Consider the following 16,051-nt stretch of genomic DNA (forward strand, 5'->3'; position numbering starts at 1 on the left):
CATCAGCAGTTTGGCCGCTGATACCCGATCTGCGCGGGCGATGTCGAGAGGGGTTGCGCACACGCAAAGGGTGCATAGGGTGCGGGGGAATAGTGTTTTGAGGGATTGGGATGAAAGCGGGCAAGACTCTCGAGAGCGTCACGCGTTTTCTGGCGCGGATTGGGCGGATGGTTGCGGGGCTGGTAACGAAAGATAGGCAGGATCGGTGCAAGCAGGTGTTGGAGGGCGTGTGGCAGCGTTTCTGGTTTGGGATTCTCGCGACGGCTGCGGTGGTTCTGTTTTGGTTGGTCAGCCCAATTTACATGAACTGGATGTTTGCGGATGACGCAGGAACTAAAGGGGATTCCTTTGGCGCGTTGACGTCGCTGTTTACTGGACTGGCCTTTGTCGGATTGATCATCACTCTGCAGCAGCAAAAGAAGCAGATCGAGATGCAGCGGGAAGATTTGAAGCTGCAGCGGGACGAGATGAAAGAAACGCGCGGGGAGCTGGCGGGCCAGAAAGAGCAGATGGCGCTGCAGAACCAGAGCCTGAAGCAGCAGATGTTTGAACAGACGTTTTTTAATCTGCTGAATGTGTTAAATAATTACATTTCTGATCTTGTTGAAAACAACTCTCCAAAGGAAAGGGAACCAAAACGCGGGAGAGACCAGCTAGAAAAGATAAAAGAGGAGTTGATTTATTCTGGGTTCGGTTTCGTGGCCCTGGGTGTCGAGAATTTTTCAAATCCAGACCCATTGGAGGAAAGGCGAAATATGGTCTCTTCGGTAATGGGAGGGTTTTCCAAGCATTCTGACGATCTCAATAGCTATTTTCGGTTGCTTTACAACGTATTGAAACTTGTTGATCGTTCTGGGATTCAAGGCAAGAAAGTCTATACAAACATTGTTCGGGCACAGCTCTCGGACAGCGAGTTGCAATTGATTGCTTTGAATTGCGCGCGCAAAGAAGGTGCAAAGCTGCAGGTGTTTGTGGAGCGCTATGACCTTTTGAAACATCTGCCACAACAGCTCAATGAGATGGATATTCGCGAGATCTGCGACGAAATCCGTAGGTTGGACGCGCAGGAGGCTGAGGTGGCGTGAGCCTTGCGGGCGGTTAAGCGTGTTGCACGCGGGGGAGCCTCCGGCGGGAGTATTTTTAAAAAGGTGAGGGGCTAGGGCGCATCACGAAAGGCGGTGGCGCGTGGTGTCGCAAACGGCTGCAGGGGCGTGTGGGCCGTGATGGGCGCTGCCGTCGATGTTGATGCAGCAGGAGAGAGAGGTGCGGTGGGGGAAGCCCTGCACGGCAAGAAAAAACCGCCTGATCTGAGTCAGGCGGTCTTGTTGTTTTATTCGACGTTCCAGAACACAGGGAAGCCGGGGTCAAATACGGTGACCGGGCCGTCTTCGCTGTGGATCTTTGCCGGGAACGCGACCGGTGTGTCCTGTTTGACCAGGGTCAGCGTGGCTTCGTTTTGTGGCAGGCGGTAGAAGGCGGGGCCGTTTTGGGAGGCAAAGCCTTCGAGCTTGTCAAGCGCGCCTTCTTCTTCGAACACATGCGCCAGCAGCGCCATGGTGTTGGTGGCGGTGAAACAGCCCGCGCAGCCGCAGCCGCTTTCTTTGGCCGGGTCCACATGCGGCGCGCTGTCGGTGCCGAGGAAGAAACGTGCATCACCCGAGGTGGCAGCCGCGCGCAGCGCCAGGCGGTGCTCTTCGCGTTTGGCGACGGGCAGGCAGTAGTAATGGGGTTTGATGCCGCCAACCAGAATGTGGTTTCGGTTGATGATCAGGTGGTGGGTGGTGATGGTCGCGCCAAGATCGGTGTCATTGGCCTTGACGTAGTCCACACCGTCTTTGGTGGTGATATGTTCCATCACCACACGCAGACCGGGGGTGGCGCGGCGGATCGGGTCCAGAACCCGGTCGATGAACACGGCCTCGCGGTCAAAAATATCAACCTCGTGGTTGGTTACTTCGCCGTGCACACAAAGCGGCATGCCGATTTCGGCCATTTTTTCCAACACCGGGCGCACTTTGTCAAAGTTTGTCACCCCGGATGATGAATTGGTGGTGGCCCCGGCGGGGTAGAGTTTGACCGATTTGACCAGCCCGCTGGCATGGGCGGCGGCCACATCGTTGGGATCGGTATCTTCGGTCAGATAGAGCACCATCAGCGGTTCAAACGACATGTCGTTTGGCAGGGCTGCCATGATGCGGCTGTGGTAGGCGCGCGCATCTGCATGGGTCACAACTGGCGGGATCAGATTGGGCATGATGATTGCACGGCCAAAATCGCGGGCGGTCTCGGGCAGGACAGCCTGAAGCATGGCGCCATCGCGCAGGTGCAAATGCCAATCGTCTGGGCGGGTGATTGTCAGCTTTTGGGTCATATCCCCGCGTTAGCACAGCGCCCGAAAAAGGAAAAGAGCGGCGCTGTTGCGGGGCTTAAAAACTGTTTAGCTCGCCTCAGAGGGCCATTTGAATTCACCGGCCTCGGCGCGTTTTTTCAGCCCCTGCAGGCGGCGTCGGAAGCGCGGGGCGCGCAGGCGCTGGGTCACATTGCGGCACAACAGCGCCACCATATAGGGGCGGTCCTGGCTATCGAGATGGGCCATCACCCCTTTGAGGTAGCCGCCATTGTTGCGCCGGGCGCGGGCCAATTTGAAGAAGGACTGTTCGCTGAGCTTGCCGGCCCCAACCTGCGACAGGATCGGGTAGAGGATCTCCATCTCGATCAGGCGGGTCTGCACCGCCGAGCCCATGAAGGGCATGCGCAGCCGGGTGACGTTTGAACGCGCAAAGAGGGCGGCATGCATCGCGTCAAGGCGTTCATAGGGATCATAGATGACATAAGTGTGGTCAGAGGCGTCGATCATATCGGGCGCATAGCCGTAGCGATCGGTAAATGAGGTGCGCCGCATTTCGGTAAAGCGGTCATCCCATTCGGTGAGGCGGGCATCCAGCGTTGCCTGCGGCTGGATCGCCAGCACGGTGGCACCGGGGGCCGCGACCGAAAAGGCCGCCGCCGCATAGCCACAGGGGCCCGCGCCGTAAAACACCACGTTTTCAAATTCTTCAAAGAAGCCATCATCGATCAGCTGATCAAAGAAGGCGTAGATCTGTTCATCGCGAAACCATGTATCGCCATCAGACACTAGACACAGGTGCGACCAGCCCAGATTGCGCACCAGATCAAAGCCCAGCGGTTGCGCCTGGTCCGAGAGGTTGTGAATGCCTTGCAGGGTTTCAAAGGTCACGATCAGCGTGTTGCCCTGATCGATGAAAGTGGCGAAGTGGCGCTCCCCCAGATCCTGAAACAGGCCGTTTTCCTCGGCGATTTGTCCCATGCGCGCTTTCCATTCGCGTGGTTTCATCCCCGAGAGATCTTCGTCGAGCGCGTCGATGACTTCCTGCATGTCTGTCGTCCTCAATCTGCCGAAATACCTGTGTCCGACTTTTGGTTACCACGAGGGTTAACGGCAGAATACGGCTAAATTTAGGTGAACTCAGGCAGATTTGTCGGCGCGGTGGGGAGGGGAGTTCTATGATGCGAAACTTTCATTCCTTTCCAGCGTTTGCTCAACCTATTTTGCATCAGCAAGATAAAAGGAGACATCGGAAGGAGGCGCTAGCAGCCGATCTTGAAAGGGGAAACGGTGATCGTAAACGTGGCAGACTTATCGATACTGACTGCGGTTCTCAGTCGACGCGCGCGGTGTGTTCGATACTGCCGCTGATTGTGCGCATAGGCAGGCGGTTATACTTGCGGCTTTTCGACGCTTGCTTACGATGGGAAACAAGAGCTGCTTGTCTCTATTCAATTGTTTTTCATGTAACTTTTGGATGCCAAGAAGTTTACAATCGTACACTGCTTGGGTGGTTGCTATAGGTCTTAATTGACTAGATTATATATATGACCTGCTGGTTAAAGCATAATATATGACCTGCTGGTTAAAGCATAATATATGACCTGCTGGTTAAAGCATATTTTCAATTAATTAGGAAAAAAAGATGATGAAACGTATTTTAAGCGTAGCTGTTTTGGTTGCTATGTCCACTCCTACATTAACCTCTGCCGCGGTGGTGTCGACCTTTACCGATCGGGCGAGTTTTGAAGCATTTGCTGGCGGAGTTTTGACTGAGGATTTTAACGGCGTGGTTGGACAACCTAGCTTTGCTGGTACGCCGCTGACCGTTGGTGATCTGACTTTACAGACATTAGGATCGCCGCTGTCGGGTGAGCGGAACGCGATCGATCAACCTCCCTTTCAGTTCGCCGAAATTAGCGTTGATGGATCAGCTTTAGCAAATGTGTTATTGGATAGCGCAGACGATGCCTTTTCAATTTCTTTTGCTGCACCCGTCTTTTCTTTCGGTGCCGATTTCGGTGCTCTCAATGACAACGTATTGCGCACATCGGTCTCGTTTCTTGATCAAACGCTTTTTCCGGATGCAACGACTGGCAATGTGATCAGGTTCTTTGGATTTACATCAGATACGCTGTTTGACACTGTTTCGTTCAATTTTGCAGGACTAAATGATGGGTTCAGCGTAGACAACGTCACCTTTGGTGGAGTTTCCCCTTCACCGGTTCCCTTGCCAGCGGGCCTTCCTCTGCTTCTATCCGGACTTGGTGGACTGGGTTTGGTGCTACGTCGCCGCAGAAGCTGAGCCTTTACTCTACGACCCTTTTAGGTGGCGCACCCTCATTGGGTGCGCTGTAAAGGTCATTTCTAGCTTTGGAAACAAAGCGGCACTTGCATGATTTCTCACCCCTTCTCCTGCTGCTCTGCATTCCTGCGCGCGAGCGAGGCGAAGCCCGAGAGCGTGCGGGCGGTGGTGGCGTTGATGGCGCGCGAGGGGGGCGTCATCATCAGGCGGGCAAACAGCGCGCGGTAGGGTTCATCCAGCATCAGGGTGCGGAACTGGGATCTGCGCCACTCTACAGCAGTGTCATGCAGGCGTTTGAGCTTTTTATCATCAAGCATTTCCTCCATCAGCGCGTCGCGCATCGGGGCATAGCGCGCAATTGTTGTATCTGTTTCCAGATTGAAATTGCGCTCAACCCAGTAATCGACACCTAGGCGATCCTCTGAATGGACGGCGCGGCCGCGGGCGGCTTTGAGCACAAAGCTTTCCATTGCGCCAAGGGCATAATGGTTGAGCTGGGCCAGGGCATAGTTGGGCTGGCCGAAGTTGGAAAACAGCCGTTTGGTTTTGAACTGGCGGCCGAGCTCACGGCCTTCGCAATCAAACCAGCGGTAGCCTTGCAGCTGTTCTTCGTCCTTGACGCTGCGGGGGCGGTGGACGCCACATTTGCGGTAGGTGCCATTGTTGCGATAAAGCGTTTTGAACATCGAGGCGCGCCAGGGCCAGTTCATGATTTCAGGCGCGCAACGGGTGAAGGTATCGCTGATCGGAGCCGGGCTGTAGCGCACCTGATCGCTATTGCCAAACAGCCGCCAGGTGAGGGTGATGGCATCGGCCTCGGGCAGGGCCTTCAGCAGATCATTGAGATGGCCGTCGCCGGTCTTGATGTTGACAAACTCATCAATATCAAGCGGCAGAACCCAGTCGGCCTTTTTCATCAGCCGGTGTTTATCGGCCTGTTTCAGCGCGGTGAACTGGATGCCTGACTTGTCATAGGGGCCATCGTTGCGGATGTGGGTCAAAAGCCCCGCATCCTGCAACTGGTCGAGCATGGCATCGCTGCCATCCTGACAGTCATTGGAAAAGACCAGAAAATCCGTAAAGCCAACAGAACGGTGATGCGCCAGCCATTCCAAGAGGAAAGCGCCTTCGTTGCGGACTGTCAAAATAGCCAAAAAGCGCATCTGTCACCAATCTGAGCGAAACACCATCACCTTGCCATGAGACCAGCGCGGATAAAAGACCAGACCAGCGGCATCGAGATGGCGGATGATGGTTTGAATGCCCGCTTTGCCGATCCATTGCGGGTGGGTTTCCATCACCACAGCGCGAAAGCCTGAGAGATCCATCTGCGGGATCAGATGGGTTTCGGCACCTTCAATATCGCAGATCAGCACCGTGGGTTTGAGGTCGGCGATGGTGGCATTCACATCCAGCTGCGGCACCTGCACGACATGGGTGGTGTCATCGTCATCTTCCATCGGAGTAAGCGATGAGGCGAGGAAGTTTTTGCGCACGTAAAACGTGGCCTCACCGGCCGTGGGCCCCAACAGCGCGTGGGTGACCTGGGCTTTTTTGGCACCATTCAGCGCATGCACCTGTTTGATATAGGGGATCAGGCTGGGGTTTGCTTCAAAGGCGTGCACCGATTTGGCGCGGGTTTTGGTGGCCACGAGGGTCGACATAAAGCCGATACCGCCGCCCAGCTCCATCACCACATCGCCACGTTTGACCAGTTTTTCAACGGCGTTGGCTTCTTTGGCTTCATAGTCGCCCGACCGCAACAGGGCGCGGATGCGCGGGGGGATGATCGCCCGATCAAGCGGAAAATGCATGTCGCGGCAGGACAGGTTTTTGGTGGTGCTTTTTTGCTCTGTCATGGCTCAGCTTTCGGTATCAAGGGCAAGCGCGTAGGCCACCCGTTCGCTGCTGTTCAGTTTGATCTGGCGGGCCTGTTCGTAAAGGTCGGCGAACTCGGGCTCTGCCTTCAGTTCTTTGGCTTTGGCGCGGTGCCAGGCACAGCCCTGTTCGTGTAGCTGGCGCAGGGTGTCATCTTGTAGCAGCTGGTCAAATTCGGCCCGCAGGCGCGGCAGATTGCGTTTGATGGTGGGGTCAAAATGATCGCACCAATCCATGCGGATCCAGTAGTTCAAGCCGATGGAGCGATCCACATGCAGCGCGCGGCCGCGCTGGCGTTTGATCAGATAGCTTTCGGCGGAGCGCAGCGCATAATGGTTGAGCTGCACCAGATCATAGCCGATGGATTTGCGCGATGAACGCCAGCCTTTGTCGGTGGTTTCTTTGGTCATGTCCTGACCAGAGCCATTGACCCATTTGACCGCTTCGCGTTTCTCTTCCACCAGTTTATTGGGGCGGTGGCAGCTAAATTTCCCATAGGCACCAATGTTTTTGACCATGCTCTTAAACCCCCAGACGGTATGGGGCTTGGGGCAGAATTTGGGGGCGCAGTGGTCAAATTCATCAATCACAAAACGATCTGACAGTTGATCGACACCATTGTTGCCAAACAGCCGCCAGGTCATGGCGATATTGCTGGCATCTGGCACGTGGTCAAACAAATCCTGCAAGGTGCCATTGCCGCAACGCACGTTGATGAATTCATCCACGTCGATATGGATGACCCATTCGGCGTTTTGCAGCACCGGTTCCTTGAGCGCCTGATTGAGCGCAAACTGCTGCGGAGAGTTGCCGCGCCAATTGTCATTGTTGCGGTGTTCAACAATGCCCATCTGCTGCAGGCGGTTGAGGATCGCATCGGTGCCGTCGTCGCAGCCATTGGTGTAGATCAGGAAGTGCTCAACCCCGATGGCGCGGTGATAGGCGACCCATTCGAGAATATAGGGGGCTTCGTTTTTCATGCAGCCCACAATCACTGCGCACGTTGCGGGTTTTGCGGTTGCGAAGGGTGCGCTGTCATAGCCCGTGTCTTTGCGGCCGATGCGATTGTGGGGGCGCAGAGCAGAGCGTTGCAGCGCCACGTAGTTTTCAATTGCCTGTGGTGGCAGATTGTGGCGCGCGTATTCTGACAGCCCTTCCAGTAGCGTTTCGCGGGTGTCGGCTGGGGCGGTCTGCTGGGTGGCGGCCGCGATGCGGGGCATATGGGCCAGCAGATATTGACTGGCGCGAAAGCCGTTTTCCGGCTCCGCCTCGTGCCAGTCTTGCGCATCCTTGCTGGGCAGGTGCAGATCCGGGTGCATGGCGCAGAGGGTTTTATTGTCGGCGGCAAAGCGCGCGCTGACGGCGGCGACGGGCGCAATGGGGCTGCCCGGAATTTGCAGATCTTCTAGCAGGTTGCGCCAAAGACGGCGGGGGATCATCCAGCCGCGCCGCTGCATCAGTTTCAACAAAGCCGCGTTGTACAGGCGCGCACGGCTGAGCCCGGCCGCCGAAGGGCGCGGCGCGGCAGTTGCGGGTTCAACCTTGCCAATGCGATCCTTGATGTCAAAGCTTGCGCGCAGTTCTTCGGTGATCTCGGCACTGTCAAACAGCGCGGCATCATAGCTGCGAAAACGCAGCGTGCCCGCACCAAAGGCGGCTTCCCAATGGGATTGCAGCGCGCGGTAGTCCAGCCAGAATGGCGCGCCTTGCACGTCCTCAAAATGGCCCTGTTTGGGGTTTGCGTCGTGAAATTGGCAGGCGCTCCACCAGTTGTCCGCACTGAGCAGACCCAGTTCGCGCGACAAGGGAACGGCGCGGCCTTCCATGATCTGAGCCTCATAGTGCGCAGCCAATGCGCTGGCCTGATCTTCAATATGGGCGACAATCTGAATGTCTTTGGAAAAGGGCGTGAGCAGCTCTTTCAACCGCTGCAATTCTGACGGGCGTGATAGCTGCTGGCCAAGCTGATGGGCCGAGAGGATCAGTGTATCTGGCTGATGGCTGTCAATTTCGCGGCTGAGATCTGCAACCAGTTTGGCACGCAGCGCGGCCTGTCGATTGGCGCTGGCAAAGCCGCGATTGAACCGCAGGCTGTCGATGTGATCCGGATCTGTGGCCGCTAGAAACAACCGGGTGTGATTGCGTTTTCCGGGGGTGTCCGGGAATAAAATGCCTTTTTTAATCAGCGATTTGCGCTTGGATACTAAAGCGCTTTGCAGCCGGTCGCTGCCGCTGAGCCCGATATGGAGATACAGACGCATCAGGCCTGGGCCTTGCGGTTGACATTGGCCTTGCCCCACCACGGCAGATCCCGCCCGAGGAAGGTTGCAACCCGGCTTTGGGCGTCATCATCAGCGACATCAATTTCGAGGAAATCGGGATCATCGCGGAACCAATGGCGCAGCGCATCGTGGTGGCTGTTGATCCAGCGGATTTGTTCACCCGTGGTTTTGCCATAGCCCACCGGCAGGCCGGGCACCGGGTTGTTGGGCAGCCGGGTGGTGCCAAGGTTGTTCCAGCGCATGATAGAGGCGCTGTGGGCGGCGGCGTCGCGTCGGGTGGCGATGAATTTCAGCGCCGGGTAGCGCGCTTTTAATGCGCGTAGCAGCATGAAATCGCATTGGGGCCAGACCGAATGGTTTCCGTGGATGAAGCTCATCTCGGAAATGGCTGAATAATCTTGTAAAAGTGCCATTGGATCATCGTGTTCATAGAGCCCACGATAGAGCAGGTTGGCAACAAAAATGCGCCGTTTTCCGGGGCGGTCTTCTTCTTTGTCTTTTAGCCTGTGATCGGCCACCTTGTAGCCCGCTTCCTGCAAGGCACGGGCAAGCGTTGTGGTGCCGGATTTGGGCAGGCCGAGGTTTACGACTTCTAAGGTCATGGGGCGAGATCCAGTTCAGCAATCAGCGCGGCCTCAGCTGCGGTTAGCGGGGGCGTATTCTGCAGTTGCAGGCGCATGGCCTGAAATTCAGCGTGCTGCATCAGCGCGCTGCATCTGTCGCGATGGGCGTCGACACAGGCTGTATGGAGCGCGCCAATTTCGGGGTCAGATTTCAGCACATCCAGCGCCGCTGTCAGGGCGGGCAGGTGGTGCTGAATGGAGCGGTCTTCAAAGGCGGTATCATTGCGTTCGCGCCAGTAGCTGTCATCAAACTGGCGGTTTTCGCGGTTGACGTCACCACGGTCGTTTTTCACCAGATAGCTGTCGAGCGAACGCAGCGCATAGTGGTTCAGCGTGGCAAATTCGCGCGCGCCGCGGGCGGGGAATTTGCGGATGCGGCGGCTGTTTGCGGCGGTGAGAAATTTATGCGGCACCCGGCGGCCCGAGCCATCACGCCAGTCGGGCAGCTGATCAGCAGATAGATCTTTGCGCAGAAACGGGCGATGGGCACCGTAATAGCGCAGAGGGAAATCGCGGTGGATCAGGGTTTTGACCTCAATCGCGGTTTCAGCGCACCAGATGTCAGGGTTATGGCTGTGGCTGAACTGGGAAATCACCGGCTGATCCACATAGGTTTCAACACCTGCATTGGCAAAGAACTGAAAGCTGAGCGAAATCGCATGTGGGGTGTCGCAGGCCTGGATCAGATCTGGGATGCGATGGTTGCCCACGTGGATATTGAGAAACTCATCCACATCGGTGATCAGCACCCAGTCTGCGTCGCGCACAACCGCCTGCTGGCGGGCGGCTTTCAGCGCTTCCATCTGGTAGTTGCGCCCCTCAGCCGGGTTGGGGAGATGGGTGACACCGCCGCGCTGCGCCAGCGCGTTCAGCAGGTGATCGGTGCCATCGCTGCAGTCATTAGAGTAAAACAGGAAATCGGTGACACCAATCAGACGATGATAAGCGATCCATTCCAATAGGAACGGGCCTTCATTTTTTACACATGTCACAGCCGTGATGCGCATCCGGCACCCTTAACGAAATCACAAACCTGTTCCCCGGTTCTGGGGATGCCCCTAGGTGCAATGTGCAGGTGTTTGGCCTGCTGCAGCCTGAGGCTCGCCTTCTGGCACTGATGCCATTACGCGTGGATAAAGGTCAATTAGGCGTAAATCAGGACCTTGAACGGGCGCAATTGTGTTGCAGGCGCTTAATCGGCACCTGCGTCCCCATCAGTGGCGCAGGAAGCCCGCAATATCATCAAGCAGCACCTGGGTTTTACCGGAGAGTTCGCGAATTTCGGTTGCGATCACGGCAAAGCCTTTGCCCATATCGCCAATACGCGCGGCTTCGATTGAGGCGTTGAAGGCAATTAGCTGGATGTTGCGGCCTACGGATTCTGCGTCTGAAATGGCTTCCAGCATTTCTTTTTCACGATCCAGATTACGTGTCTTTTGCGTGTCCAAAAGGTTCTGGGTCATCGCGGTGAGGAAATCGGTCAGCTTGGGCTCCAGCACATAGAGGCAATGGTTGGCGAACTCAGGGTTGGGGCTGGGCAGGGAAGTGACATCGCCGTTTGCAGCTTTGATGATCTTGAGAAGCGGCTCCAACACTTCGATGCAGGCAAGGCGCTGCTCTTCGAGGATGCGGGGAAAGCTGTGCTCCAGTTTTTTCAAGAGTTCAGGCAGGCGGGTGCCAAGCATGGTATGGGCGTTCTCCAGCCGTGTGGCGGAGAGCTGAAACGTTTTCTGGGCGTTTTCGGAATTTGAAGTGTCAGACAACAGCGCCATCAGTGACAGCGCGGCGATGCGGCTGGGACCAATTGCGGTAAAAGCTGTGTTTTGAAGCTCAATTAGATTTTGCATTTTTGGTCCACCCGTCTGGAATTTAGATCCTGTCTAGGTGAGAATGGTTACCAGCTTCGTAACCGACGTAAGCAAAAAGCAAAAAACCTCCCCAAAATGAGGAGGTTTTTTGTAACGTTATCAAATAAAGCAATTCGACGGATCGTGATGCTCTATTTGGTGGGCCTTACTTGGCTGGAATGGGGCCGATCATCATGATCATCTGGCGGCCTTCCATCTTCGGCATGTTTTCAACCTTGCCGATTTCCTTGGTGTCTTCGGCGACGCGCAGCAGCAATTCACGACCCAGATTCTGGTGCGCCATTTCGCGACCACGGAAACGCAGAGTGACTTTTACCTTGTCACCCTTTTCCAGGAATTTGAAAACATTGCGCATTTTGACTTCGTAGTCATGTGTGTCCGTGTTGGGGCGGAACTTCACTTCTTTGACTTCGATGGTCTTTTGCTTTTTGCGCGCTTCGCTTTCGCGTTTTTGCTGTTCATATTTGAACTTGCCGAAATCCATGATCTTGCACACCGGTGGGGTGGCGTTGGGAGAAATCTCTACCAGATCAAGGCCTGCATCAGCAGCCATCTGCATCGCTTTTGCTGGGTGGACAACCCCGACGTTTTCCCCTTCGGCGCCAATCAGGCGAATTTCCGGGGCGCGGATGCGTTCGTTTACGCGTGGGCCGGTTTCTCTTTGGGGCGGCGCATTGTGCGGTCTGCGGGCTATGACGTCAATCCTTCTGTCATTTCAAAAAAGTGCCTGAACGCTATCGTCTGAAGGCACGTGATTCAAGTTAAATGCGGTATGACTGGCCTTTGGCTTGTTTTCAACCCATGTTTACAGTGCAATCGCTATTCTTCGTCGGCGTAAGATCGCTGAGGTTTTCAACCATGGCGGCAATGGGTGGCCGATGCCATATTTGCGCCAGATTTCCCCCTTGAGAGCTGGGCCAACAACGCTCAATTAAGCGCCATATCCGGTACTCGGATGGGTTAACGAAAGGAAGTCACGATGAAACCTGTAACACTTGTGCTGGCTGCGGCCATCGCCGCGGTCGCGGGCGTGCTTTGGTATCAGTCCCAGGAAAAAGAAACCTCTGTTGCGCCACAGGCCGAAGCGCCTGCTGAAACCACAACAGATACTACAGCTGTTGAAGAAGCGGTCGAGAGCGCGCAAGAGAGCGTTGAAGACGCAGCTGAGAGCGCAGTAGAAGCGGCATCAGACGCGGTTGAGAGCGTTCAGGAAGGCGTTGAAACAGCTGTGGAAAACGCCGCCGAGGCGGTGGAAGATGCGACCCAGAATGTGGTTGAGCAGGCAACCGAAGGTGCCGCAGCTGTTGTTGATGGGGCCGCGGATGCGGTTCAGGGCAGCGTTGAGGCGGTCACTGAAGGTGCGGCTGATGCGGTTCAGGGCGGCGTAGAGGCCGTGACCGAAGGTGCAGCGGATGCAGTTCAAAACGGTGTTGAAGCTGTGACCGAGGGTGCAGCAGACGCGGTGCAGAACGGTGTGGAGGCAGCAAGCGATGCGGTAACCTCTTCGGTCGAAGCGGTGACCGGCACAACCGAAGCTGCGACAGACGCGGCGCAGGGTGGTCTGAATTCAGCACTGTCGCTGTTGTCGCCTGAAGGGTTCAATTTCGACCAAGTGGTCGAAATGATCAACGGTTCTGACCTTGGTGCGCTGCAAAAGACCGCGCTGACCAGTGCTGTAAGCAGCGCCAAGGACAATCCAGAGCTTTTGAGCGCAGCGCTTGATCAAGTGAAGGCGGCGCTGGGTCTCTGAGTTGAGATCGGGTCAGTGATCTGAGAACGGCCCCCAAAAACATCAAGACCTCCCCGGCAACAGGGAGGTCTTTTTCTTTGTCAGTGATGTGCAGCTGCGCCGTTAGAGGATCAGTTCACCGGGCAGGCTGTCATCCATGGTTTCTTCCGGACGGAAGTGGATCACGGAGCGGATGGATTTACCGGCTTTCAGAAGATCAAAAGCGGTGTTGATATTGTCGTGGTTCATATGGTGGGTGATGTAGGGATCCACCGAAAAATCACCACGCATCCATTCATCGACCATCCCGGGCAGCTCGCTGCGGCCCTTGACGCCGCCAAAGGCGGTGCCACGCCAGACACGACCGGTGACCAGCTGGAACGGGCGGGTTGAGATTTCCTGACCAGCACCAGCAACACCGATGACAGTACATTCGCCCCAACCCTTGTGGCAGGATTCCAGCGCGGCGCGCATCAGGTCCACATTGCCGACGGCTTCAAACGTATAGTCCAGACCGCCGCCGGTCATTTCAACCAGAACTTCCTGGATCGGTTTGTCATAGTCTTTGGGGTTTACACATTCGGTGGCCCCAAGCGCCTTGGCGAGCAGGAATTTTTCCGGGTTGACATCAATGCCGATGATGCGGGACGCGCCGTTCATCACCGCGCCCTGGATCACCGCCATGCCAACCGCACCCAGACCAAAGACGGCAACGGTGGACCCCGGCTCGATCTTGGCGGTGTTGCGCACTGCGCCCATGCCGGTTGGAACCGCGCAGCCCATCACGGAGGCTTTGGACAGCGGTGCGTCTTTGGAAATCTTGGCCACTGAAATCTCGGGCAGGACAGTGTATTCCGAGAATGTAGAGGTGCCCATATAGTGCAGGATCGGCTTGCCTTTGTAAGAGAAGCGCGAGGTGCCATCGGGCATCAGGCCGCGGCCCTGCGTTTCGCGGATGGTCTGGCACAGGTTGGTCTTGCCGGACTGGATATAGCGGCAGTTCGGATCTTCCGGGATATAAAGCGGGATCACGTGGTCGCCGGGTTGAACCGAGGTTACACCTTTGCCCACTTCTTCCACAATACCGCAGCCTTCGTGGCCGAGGACGCAGGGAAACAGACCTTCGGGGTCTTGGCCTGACAGGGTGAAGACATCGGTGTGACACAGGCTGGTTGTGACGATGCGGACCAGGACTTCACCGTCCTTGGGGCCTTCAAGGTCAAGCTCTTCAATCTCAAGTGGACGGCCTGGTTCCCAGGCAATGGCGGCACGGGTTTTCATTGGATCATGCTCCCAAATCGGTTGATTTGGACTCACGTAATGTAATGTTATATCGTTACGCAAATGATTTTCATGAGACCGTGCGAATTGGCTCATATGTTTTTGCATATCCCCTCAAATGCGACATAATACGGGTGACAACCGACAGATAGTGATGCTGCCTGAAGGGCTGGCAGGTTGCCTGAGACTTGCGGCGCAGGCCGATTGTTTAGGGCTACTGCGCCTGAAAACAGCGTTCAACCACAGCTGAAACATATAAAAAGCCGGGTCGCTTATGCGCCCGGCTTTTTATTGTTTTCTGTTTTTCGAGACTTAGTCGAGGAAAGCTTTTTCCACCACGAAATGCGCAGGTTTGGAGTTTGCGCCCTCTTCGAGGCCGTAGTCCTTTTCGAACATCTCTTTCAGTTCGAGATTGAACGCCAGGTTGCCACAGATCATCGCGCGGTCTTCTTCCGGGTTCAGCGGTGGCACACCAAGATCTGCAAAGGCTTCGCCCGATTTCATCAGATCGGTGATGCGGCCCATCTTGGGGCTCTCTTCGCGGGTGGTGGTGGGGTAGTATTTGATCTTCTTATGGAAGTCCGGCCCCATCAGCTCCGCCAACAGCTCATCGTTTTTGATCTCTTCGATCAGCTGCGCGCCATAGGTCAGCTCACTCGCTTCGCGGCAGGTGTGGGTGATGATGACCTCATCATAGTCTTCATAGGTCTGTGGTTCGCGCAGCAAGGATGCAAATGGCGCAAAGCCCGTACCGGTGGCAAAGAACCAGATGCGCTTGCCCGGCAGCAGCGCATCATGCACCAGCGTGCCCACAGGTTTGGGACGCAGGATGATTTCATCACCCTCTTTGATGTGTTGCAGACGCGAGGTCAGCGGGCCGTCCTGCACTTTGATCGAATAAAATTCCATTTCCTCGGCCCAGGAGGGGGAGGCGATGGAATAGGCGCGCATGATCGGTTTTGGCTTGCCGGTTTTTTCATTGATGTCGCCCATCAGGCCGATCATCACAAATTCGCCGGAGCGAAAGCGCAGCGAGGCAGGACGTGTCACCTTGAAGGAAAACAGACGGTCGGTCCAATGTTTCACTTCGGTTACGGTCTGCGCATCGGGCAGGGTTGGGGTCTTTGGTTTTGGATCTACTGCAGCGTCGGTCACAGGTCTATCTCATGTTTGGGCGGCTATCGGCATGATGCGCCGGAGCCTTGGATTACTCTTTGATGTCGATCAGGTAAAGCACGGGCTGGAAGGCAGTGTGTGCCTTTGGGCTGGGATGACCTGTCACGCAAGTGATTGGGTTTAGTGGGGTTGCCGGTTCAGGCGCGCGCCCCAGGCCGGCTTAGCGCGCGGCCTGGCCTCCGCGCAGACGGGCCTGGTAATTGTGGCTTTTCCAGTTGGCGCGGGCAAGCCATTGTTCGGCGGGCTGACGGGTGGCGAGATCATCGCTGATTTCCACCTCATCAAAACCGGAACGGCGGGCCATTGCGTATTGATCCGCCAGCACATGGCCTTTGGCGCGCAGGCGGCCGGTGAAACCCTTCAGGCGCAATTCACGCGCGAGGGTAAAGCCACGCCCATCGGCAAAGCTTGGAAAATCCACCACAATCAGCTCAACACCGTCAAGCGCGGGGGCGTTGTCTTTCAGGTTGGCGTCAGACGCCAGCGCCACAACATTGGGGCCGTCAAAACCACCCGCCCAGTCGTCGGATGCAAAACCACTATCGGTTACAAGTACACTCAT

Annotated in this window: 15 protein-coding genes; 3 read left to right on the plus strand and 12 right to left on the minus strand. The window is 56.1% G+C overall.

Annotation, left to right across the window (positions count from 1 at the left end; genetic code table 11):
• Nucleotides 1–110: 110 nt before the first annotated feature.
• The gene (locus tag GG681_RS00755; protein ID WP_153544107.1) at nt 111–1,085 is read left to right on the plus strand and encodes a putative phage abortive infection protein; all 975 of its coding nucleotides are present in this window, start codon (nt 111–113) and stop codon (nt 1,083–1,085) included.
• 245 nt (nt 1,086–1,330) lie between these two features.
• Here the strand turns inward: GG681_RS00755 and pyrC are convergent, their stop codons facing one another.
• Both pyrC and GG681_RS00765 read right to left on the minus strand, forming a co-directional pair.
• Entirely contained in the window at nt 1,331–2,371 is a 1,041-nt protein-coding gene (gene pyrC, locus GG681_RS00760; protein ID WP_153544109.1) for a dihydroorotase, read from the minus strand.
• A 66-nt stretch (nt 2,372–2,437) separates the two neighbouring features.
• Complete coding sequence (locus GG681_RS00765) at nt 2,438–3,397, minus strand: phosphoadenosine phosphosulfate reductase (RefSeq protein WP_153544112.1); 960 nt, start codon at nt 3,395–3,397, stop codon at nt 2,438–2,440.
• Between the two features lie 595 nt (nt 3,398–3,992).
• Here GG681_RS00765 and GG681_RS00770 point away from each other — a divergent pair.
• A complete protein-coding gene (locus tag GG681_RS00770; protein WP_153544114.1) occupies nt 3,993–4,652 on the plus strand; it encodes a VPLPA-CTERM sorting domain-containing protein in 660 nt (219 codons plus the stop codon).
• A gap of 98 nt (nt 4,653–4,750) precedes the next feature.
• On the opposite strand, the gene GG681_RS00775 is transcribed toward GG681_RS00770, so the two are convergent.
• The 7 genes from GG681_RS00775 to infC form a co-directional block, all read right to left on the minus strand.
• Complete coding sequence (locus tag GG681_RS00775; protein WP_153544116.1) at nt 4,751–5,815, minus strand: glycosyltransferase family 2 protein; 1,065 nt, start codon at nt 5,813–5,815, stop codon at nt 4,751–4,753.
• 3 nt (nt 5,816–5,818) lie between these two features.
• Entirely contained in the window at nt 5,819–6,511 is a 693-nt protein-coding gene (locus tag GG681_RS00780; RefSeq protein ID WP_235899687.1) for an FkbM family methyltransferase, read from the minus strand.
• Between the two features lie 3 nt (nt 6,512–6,514).
• A complete protein-coding gene (locus GG681_RS00785) occupies nt 6,515–8,791 on the minus strand; it encodes a glycosyltransferase family 2 protein (RefSeq protein WP_153544118.1) in 2,277 nt (758 codons plus the stop codon).
• Nucleotides 8,791–9,414, minus strand: a complete 624-nt coding sequence (locus GG681_RS00790) for a sulfotransferase (RefSeq protein WP_153544120.1) — start codon at nt 9,412–9,414, stop codon at nt 8,791–8,793. Before GG681_RS00790 ends, GG681_RS00785 begins: the two co-directional genes overlap by 1 nt.
• The gene (locus GG681_RS00795; RefSeq protein ID WP_153544122.1) at nt 9,411–10,442 is read right to left on the minus strand and encodes a glycosyltransferase family 2 protein; all 1,032 of its coding nucleotides are present in this window, start codon (nt 10,440–10,442) and stop codon (nt 9,411–9,413) included. Before GG681_RS00795 ends, GG681_RS00790 begins: the two co-directional genes overlap by 4 nt.
• A gap of 207 nt (nt 10,443–10,649) precedes the next feature.
• On the minus strand, nt 10,650–11,282 hold the full coding sequence (locus GG681_RS18055; RefSeq protein WP_153544124.1) for a methyl-accepting chemotaxis protein: 633 nt from the start codon (nt 11,280–11,282) through the stop codon (nt 10,650–10,652).
• A gap of 166 nt (nt 11,283–11,448) precedes the next feature.
• A complete protein-coding gene (infC, locus tag GG681_RS00805; protein WP_328593247.1) occupies nt 11,449–12,006 on the minus strand; it encodes a translation initiation factor IF-3 in 558 nt (185 codons plus the stop codon).
• Nucleotides 12,007–12,282: 276 nt separating this feature from the next.
• On the opposite strand from infC, the gene GG681_RS00810 reads away from it, so the two are divergent.
• Nucleotides 12,283–13,053, plus strand: coding sequence for a hypothetical protein (locus GG681_RS00810; RefSeq protein ID WP_153544126.1), 771 nt, complete (start codon nt 12,283–12,285; stop codon nt 13,051–13,053).
• Between the two features lie 102 nt (nt 13,054–13,155).
• On the opposite strand, the gene GG681_RS00815 is transcribed toward GG681_RS00810, so the two are convergent.
• The 3 genes from GG681_RS00815 to GG681_RS00825 all read right to left on the minus strand — a co-directional run bounded on the left by GG681_RS00815 (nt 13,156) and on the right by GG681_RS00825 (nt 16,051).
• On the minus strand, nt 13,156–14,313 hold the full coding sequence (locus tag GG681_RS00815; RefSeq protein WP_153544128.1) for an S-(hydroxymethyl)glutathione dehydrogenase/class III alcohol dehydrogenase: 1,158 nt from the start codon (nt 14,311–14,313) through the stop codon (nt 13,156–13,158).
• Nucleotides 14,314–14,625: 312 nt separating this feature from the next.
• Nucleotides 14,626–15,468 (minus strand): ferredoxin--NADP reductase, encoded by an 843-nt coding sequence (locus GG681_RS00820; RefSeq protein ID WP_328593213.1) that lies wholly within the window; start codon nt 15,466–15,468, stop codon nt 14,626–14,628.
• Nucleotides 15,469–15,649: 181 nt separating this feature from the next.
• Nucleotides 15,650–16,051, minus strand: a complete 402-nt coding sequence (locus tag GG681_RS00825) for a DUF934 domain-containing protein (protein WP_153544130.1) — start codon at nt 16,049–16,051, stop codon at nt 15,650–15,652.

Source organism: Tritonibacter aquimaris (genome assembly GCF_009617595.1).
In the GTDB taxonomy this organism is placed as follows: domain Bacteria; phylum Pseudomonadota; class Alphaproteobacteria; order Rhodobacterales; family Rhodobacteraceae; genus Epibacterium; species Epibacterium aquimaris.

What these genes read in the sequence shown, in the direction of transcription:
- GG681_RS18055 (WP_153544124.1), bottom strand. Translation starts at nt 11,282, where the DNA reads ATGCAAAATCTAATTGAGCTTCAAAACACAGCTTTTACCGCAATTGGT.
- GG681_RS00790 (WP_153544120.1), bottom strand. Translation starts at nt 9,414, where the DNA reads ATGACCTTAGAAGTCGTAAACCTCGGCCTGCCCAAATCCGGCACCACA.
- GG681_RS00780 (WP_235899687.1), bottom strand. Translation starts at nt 6,511, where the DNA reads ATGACAGAGCAAAAAAGCACCACCAAAAACCTGTCCTGCCGCGACATG.
- GG681_RS00795 (WP_153544122.1), bottom strand. Translation starts at nt 10,442, where the DNA reads ATGCGCATCACGGCTGTGACATGTGTAAAAAATGAAGGCCCGTTCCTA.
- GG681_RS00770 (WP_153544114.1), top strand. Translation starts at nt 3,993, where the DNA reads ATGATGAAACGTATTTTAAGCGTAGCTGTTTTGGTTGCTATGTCCACT.
- GG681_RS00815 (WP_153544128.1), bottom strand. Translation starts at nt 14,313, where the DNA reads ATGAAAACCCGTGCCGCCATTGCCTGGGAACCAGGCCGTCCACTTGAG.
- GG681_RS00825 (WP_153544130.1), bottom strand. Translation starts at nt 16,051, where the DNA reads ATGAGTGTACTTGTAACCGATAGTGGTTTTGCATCCGACGACTGGGCG.
- GG681_RS00785 (WP_153544118.1), bottom strand. Translation starts at nt 8,791, where the DNA reads ATGCGTCTGTATCTCCATATCGGGCTCAGCGGCAGCGACCGGCTGCAA.
- GG681_RS00810 (WP_153544126.1), top strand. Translation starts at nt 12,283, where the DNA reads ATGAAACCTGTAACACTTGTGCTGGCTGCGGCCATCGCCGCGGTCGCG.
- GG681_RS00775 (WP_153544116.1), bottom strand. Translation starts at nt 5,815, where the DNA reads ATGCGCTTTTTGGCTATTTTGACAGTCCGCAACGAAGGCGCTTTCCTC.
- GG681_RS00755 (WP_153544107.1), top strand. Translation starts at nt 111, where the DNA reads ATGAAAGCGGGCAAGACTCTCGAGAGCGTCACGCGTTTTCTGGCGCGG.
- pyrC (WP_153544109.1), bottom strand. Translation starts at nt 2,371, where the DNA reads ATGACCCAAAAGCTGACAATCACCCGCCCAGACGATTGGCATTTGCAC.
- GG681_RS00765 (WP_153544112.1), bottom strand. Translation starts at nt 3,397, where the DNA reads ATGCAGGAAGTCATCGACGCGCTCGACGAAGATCTCTCGGGGATGAAA.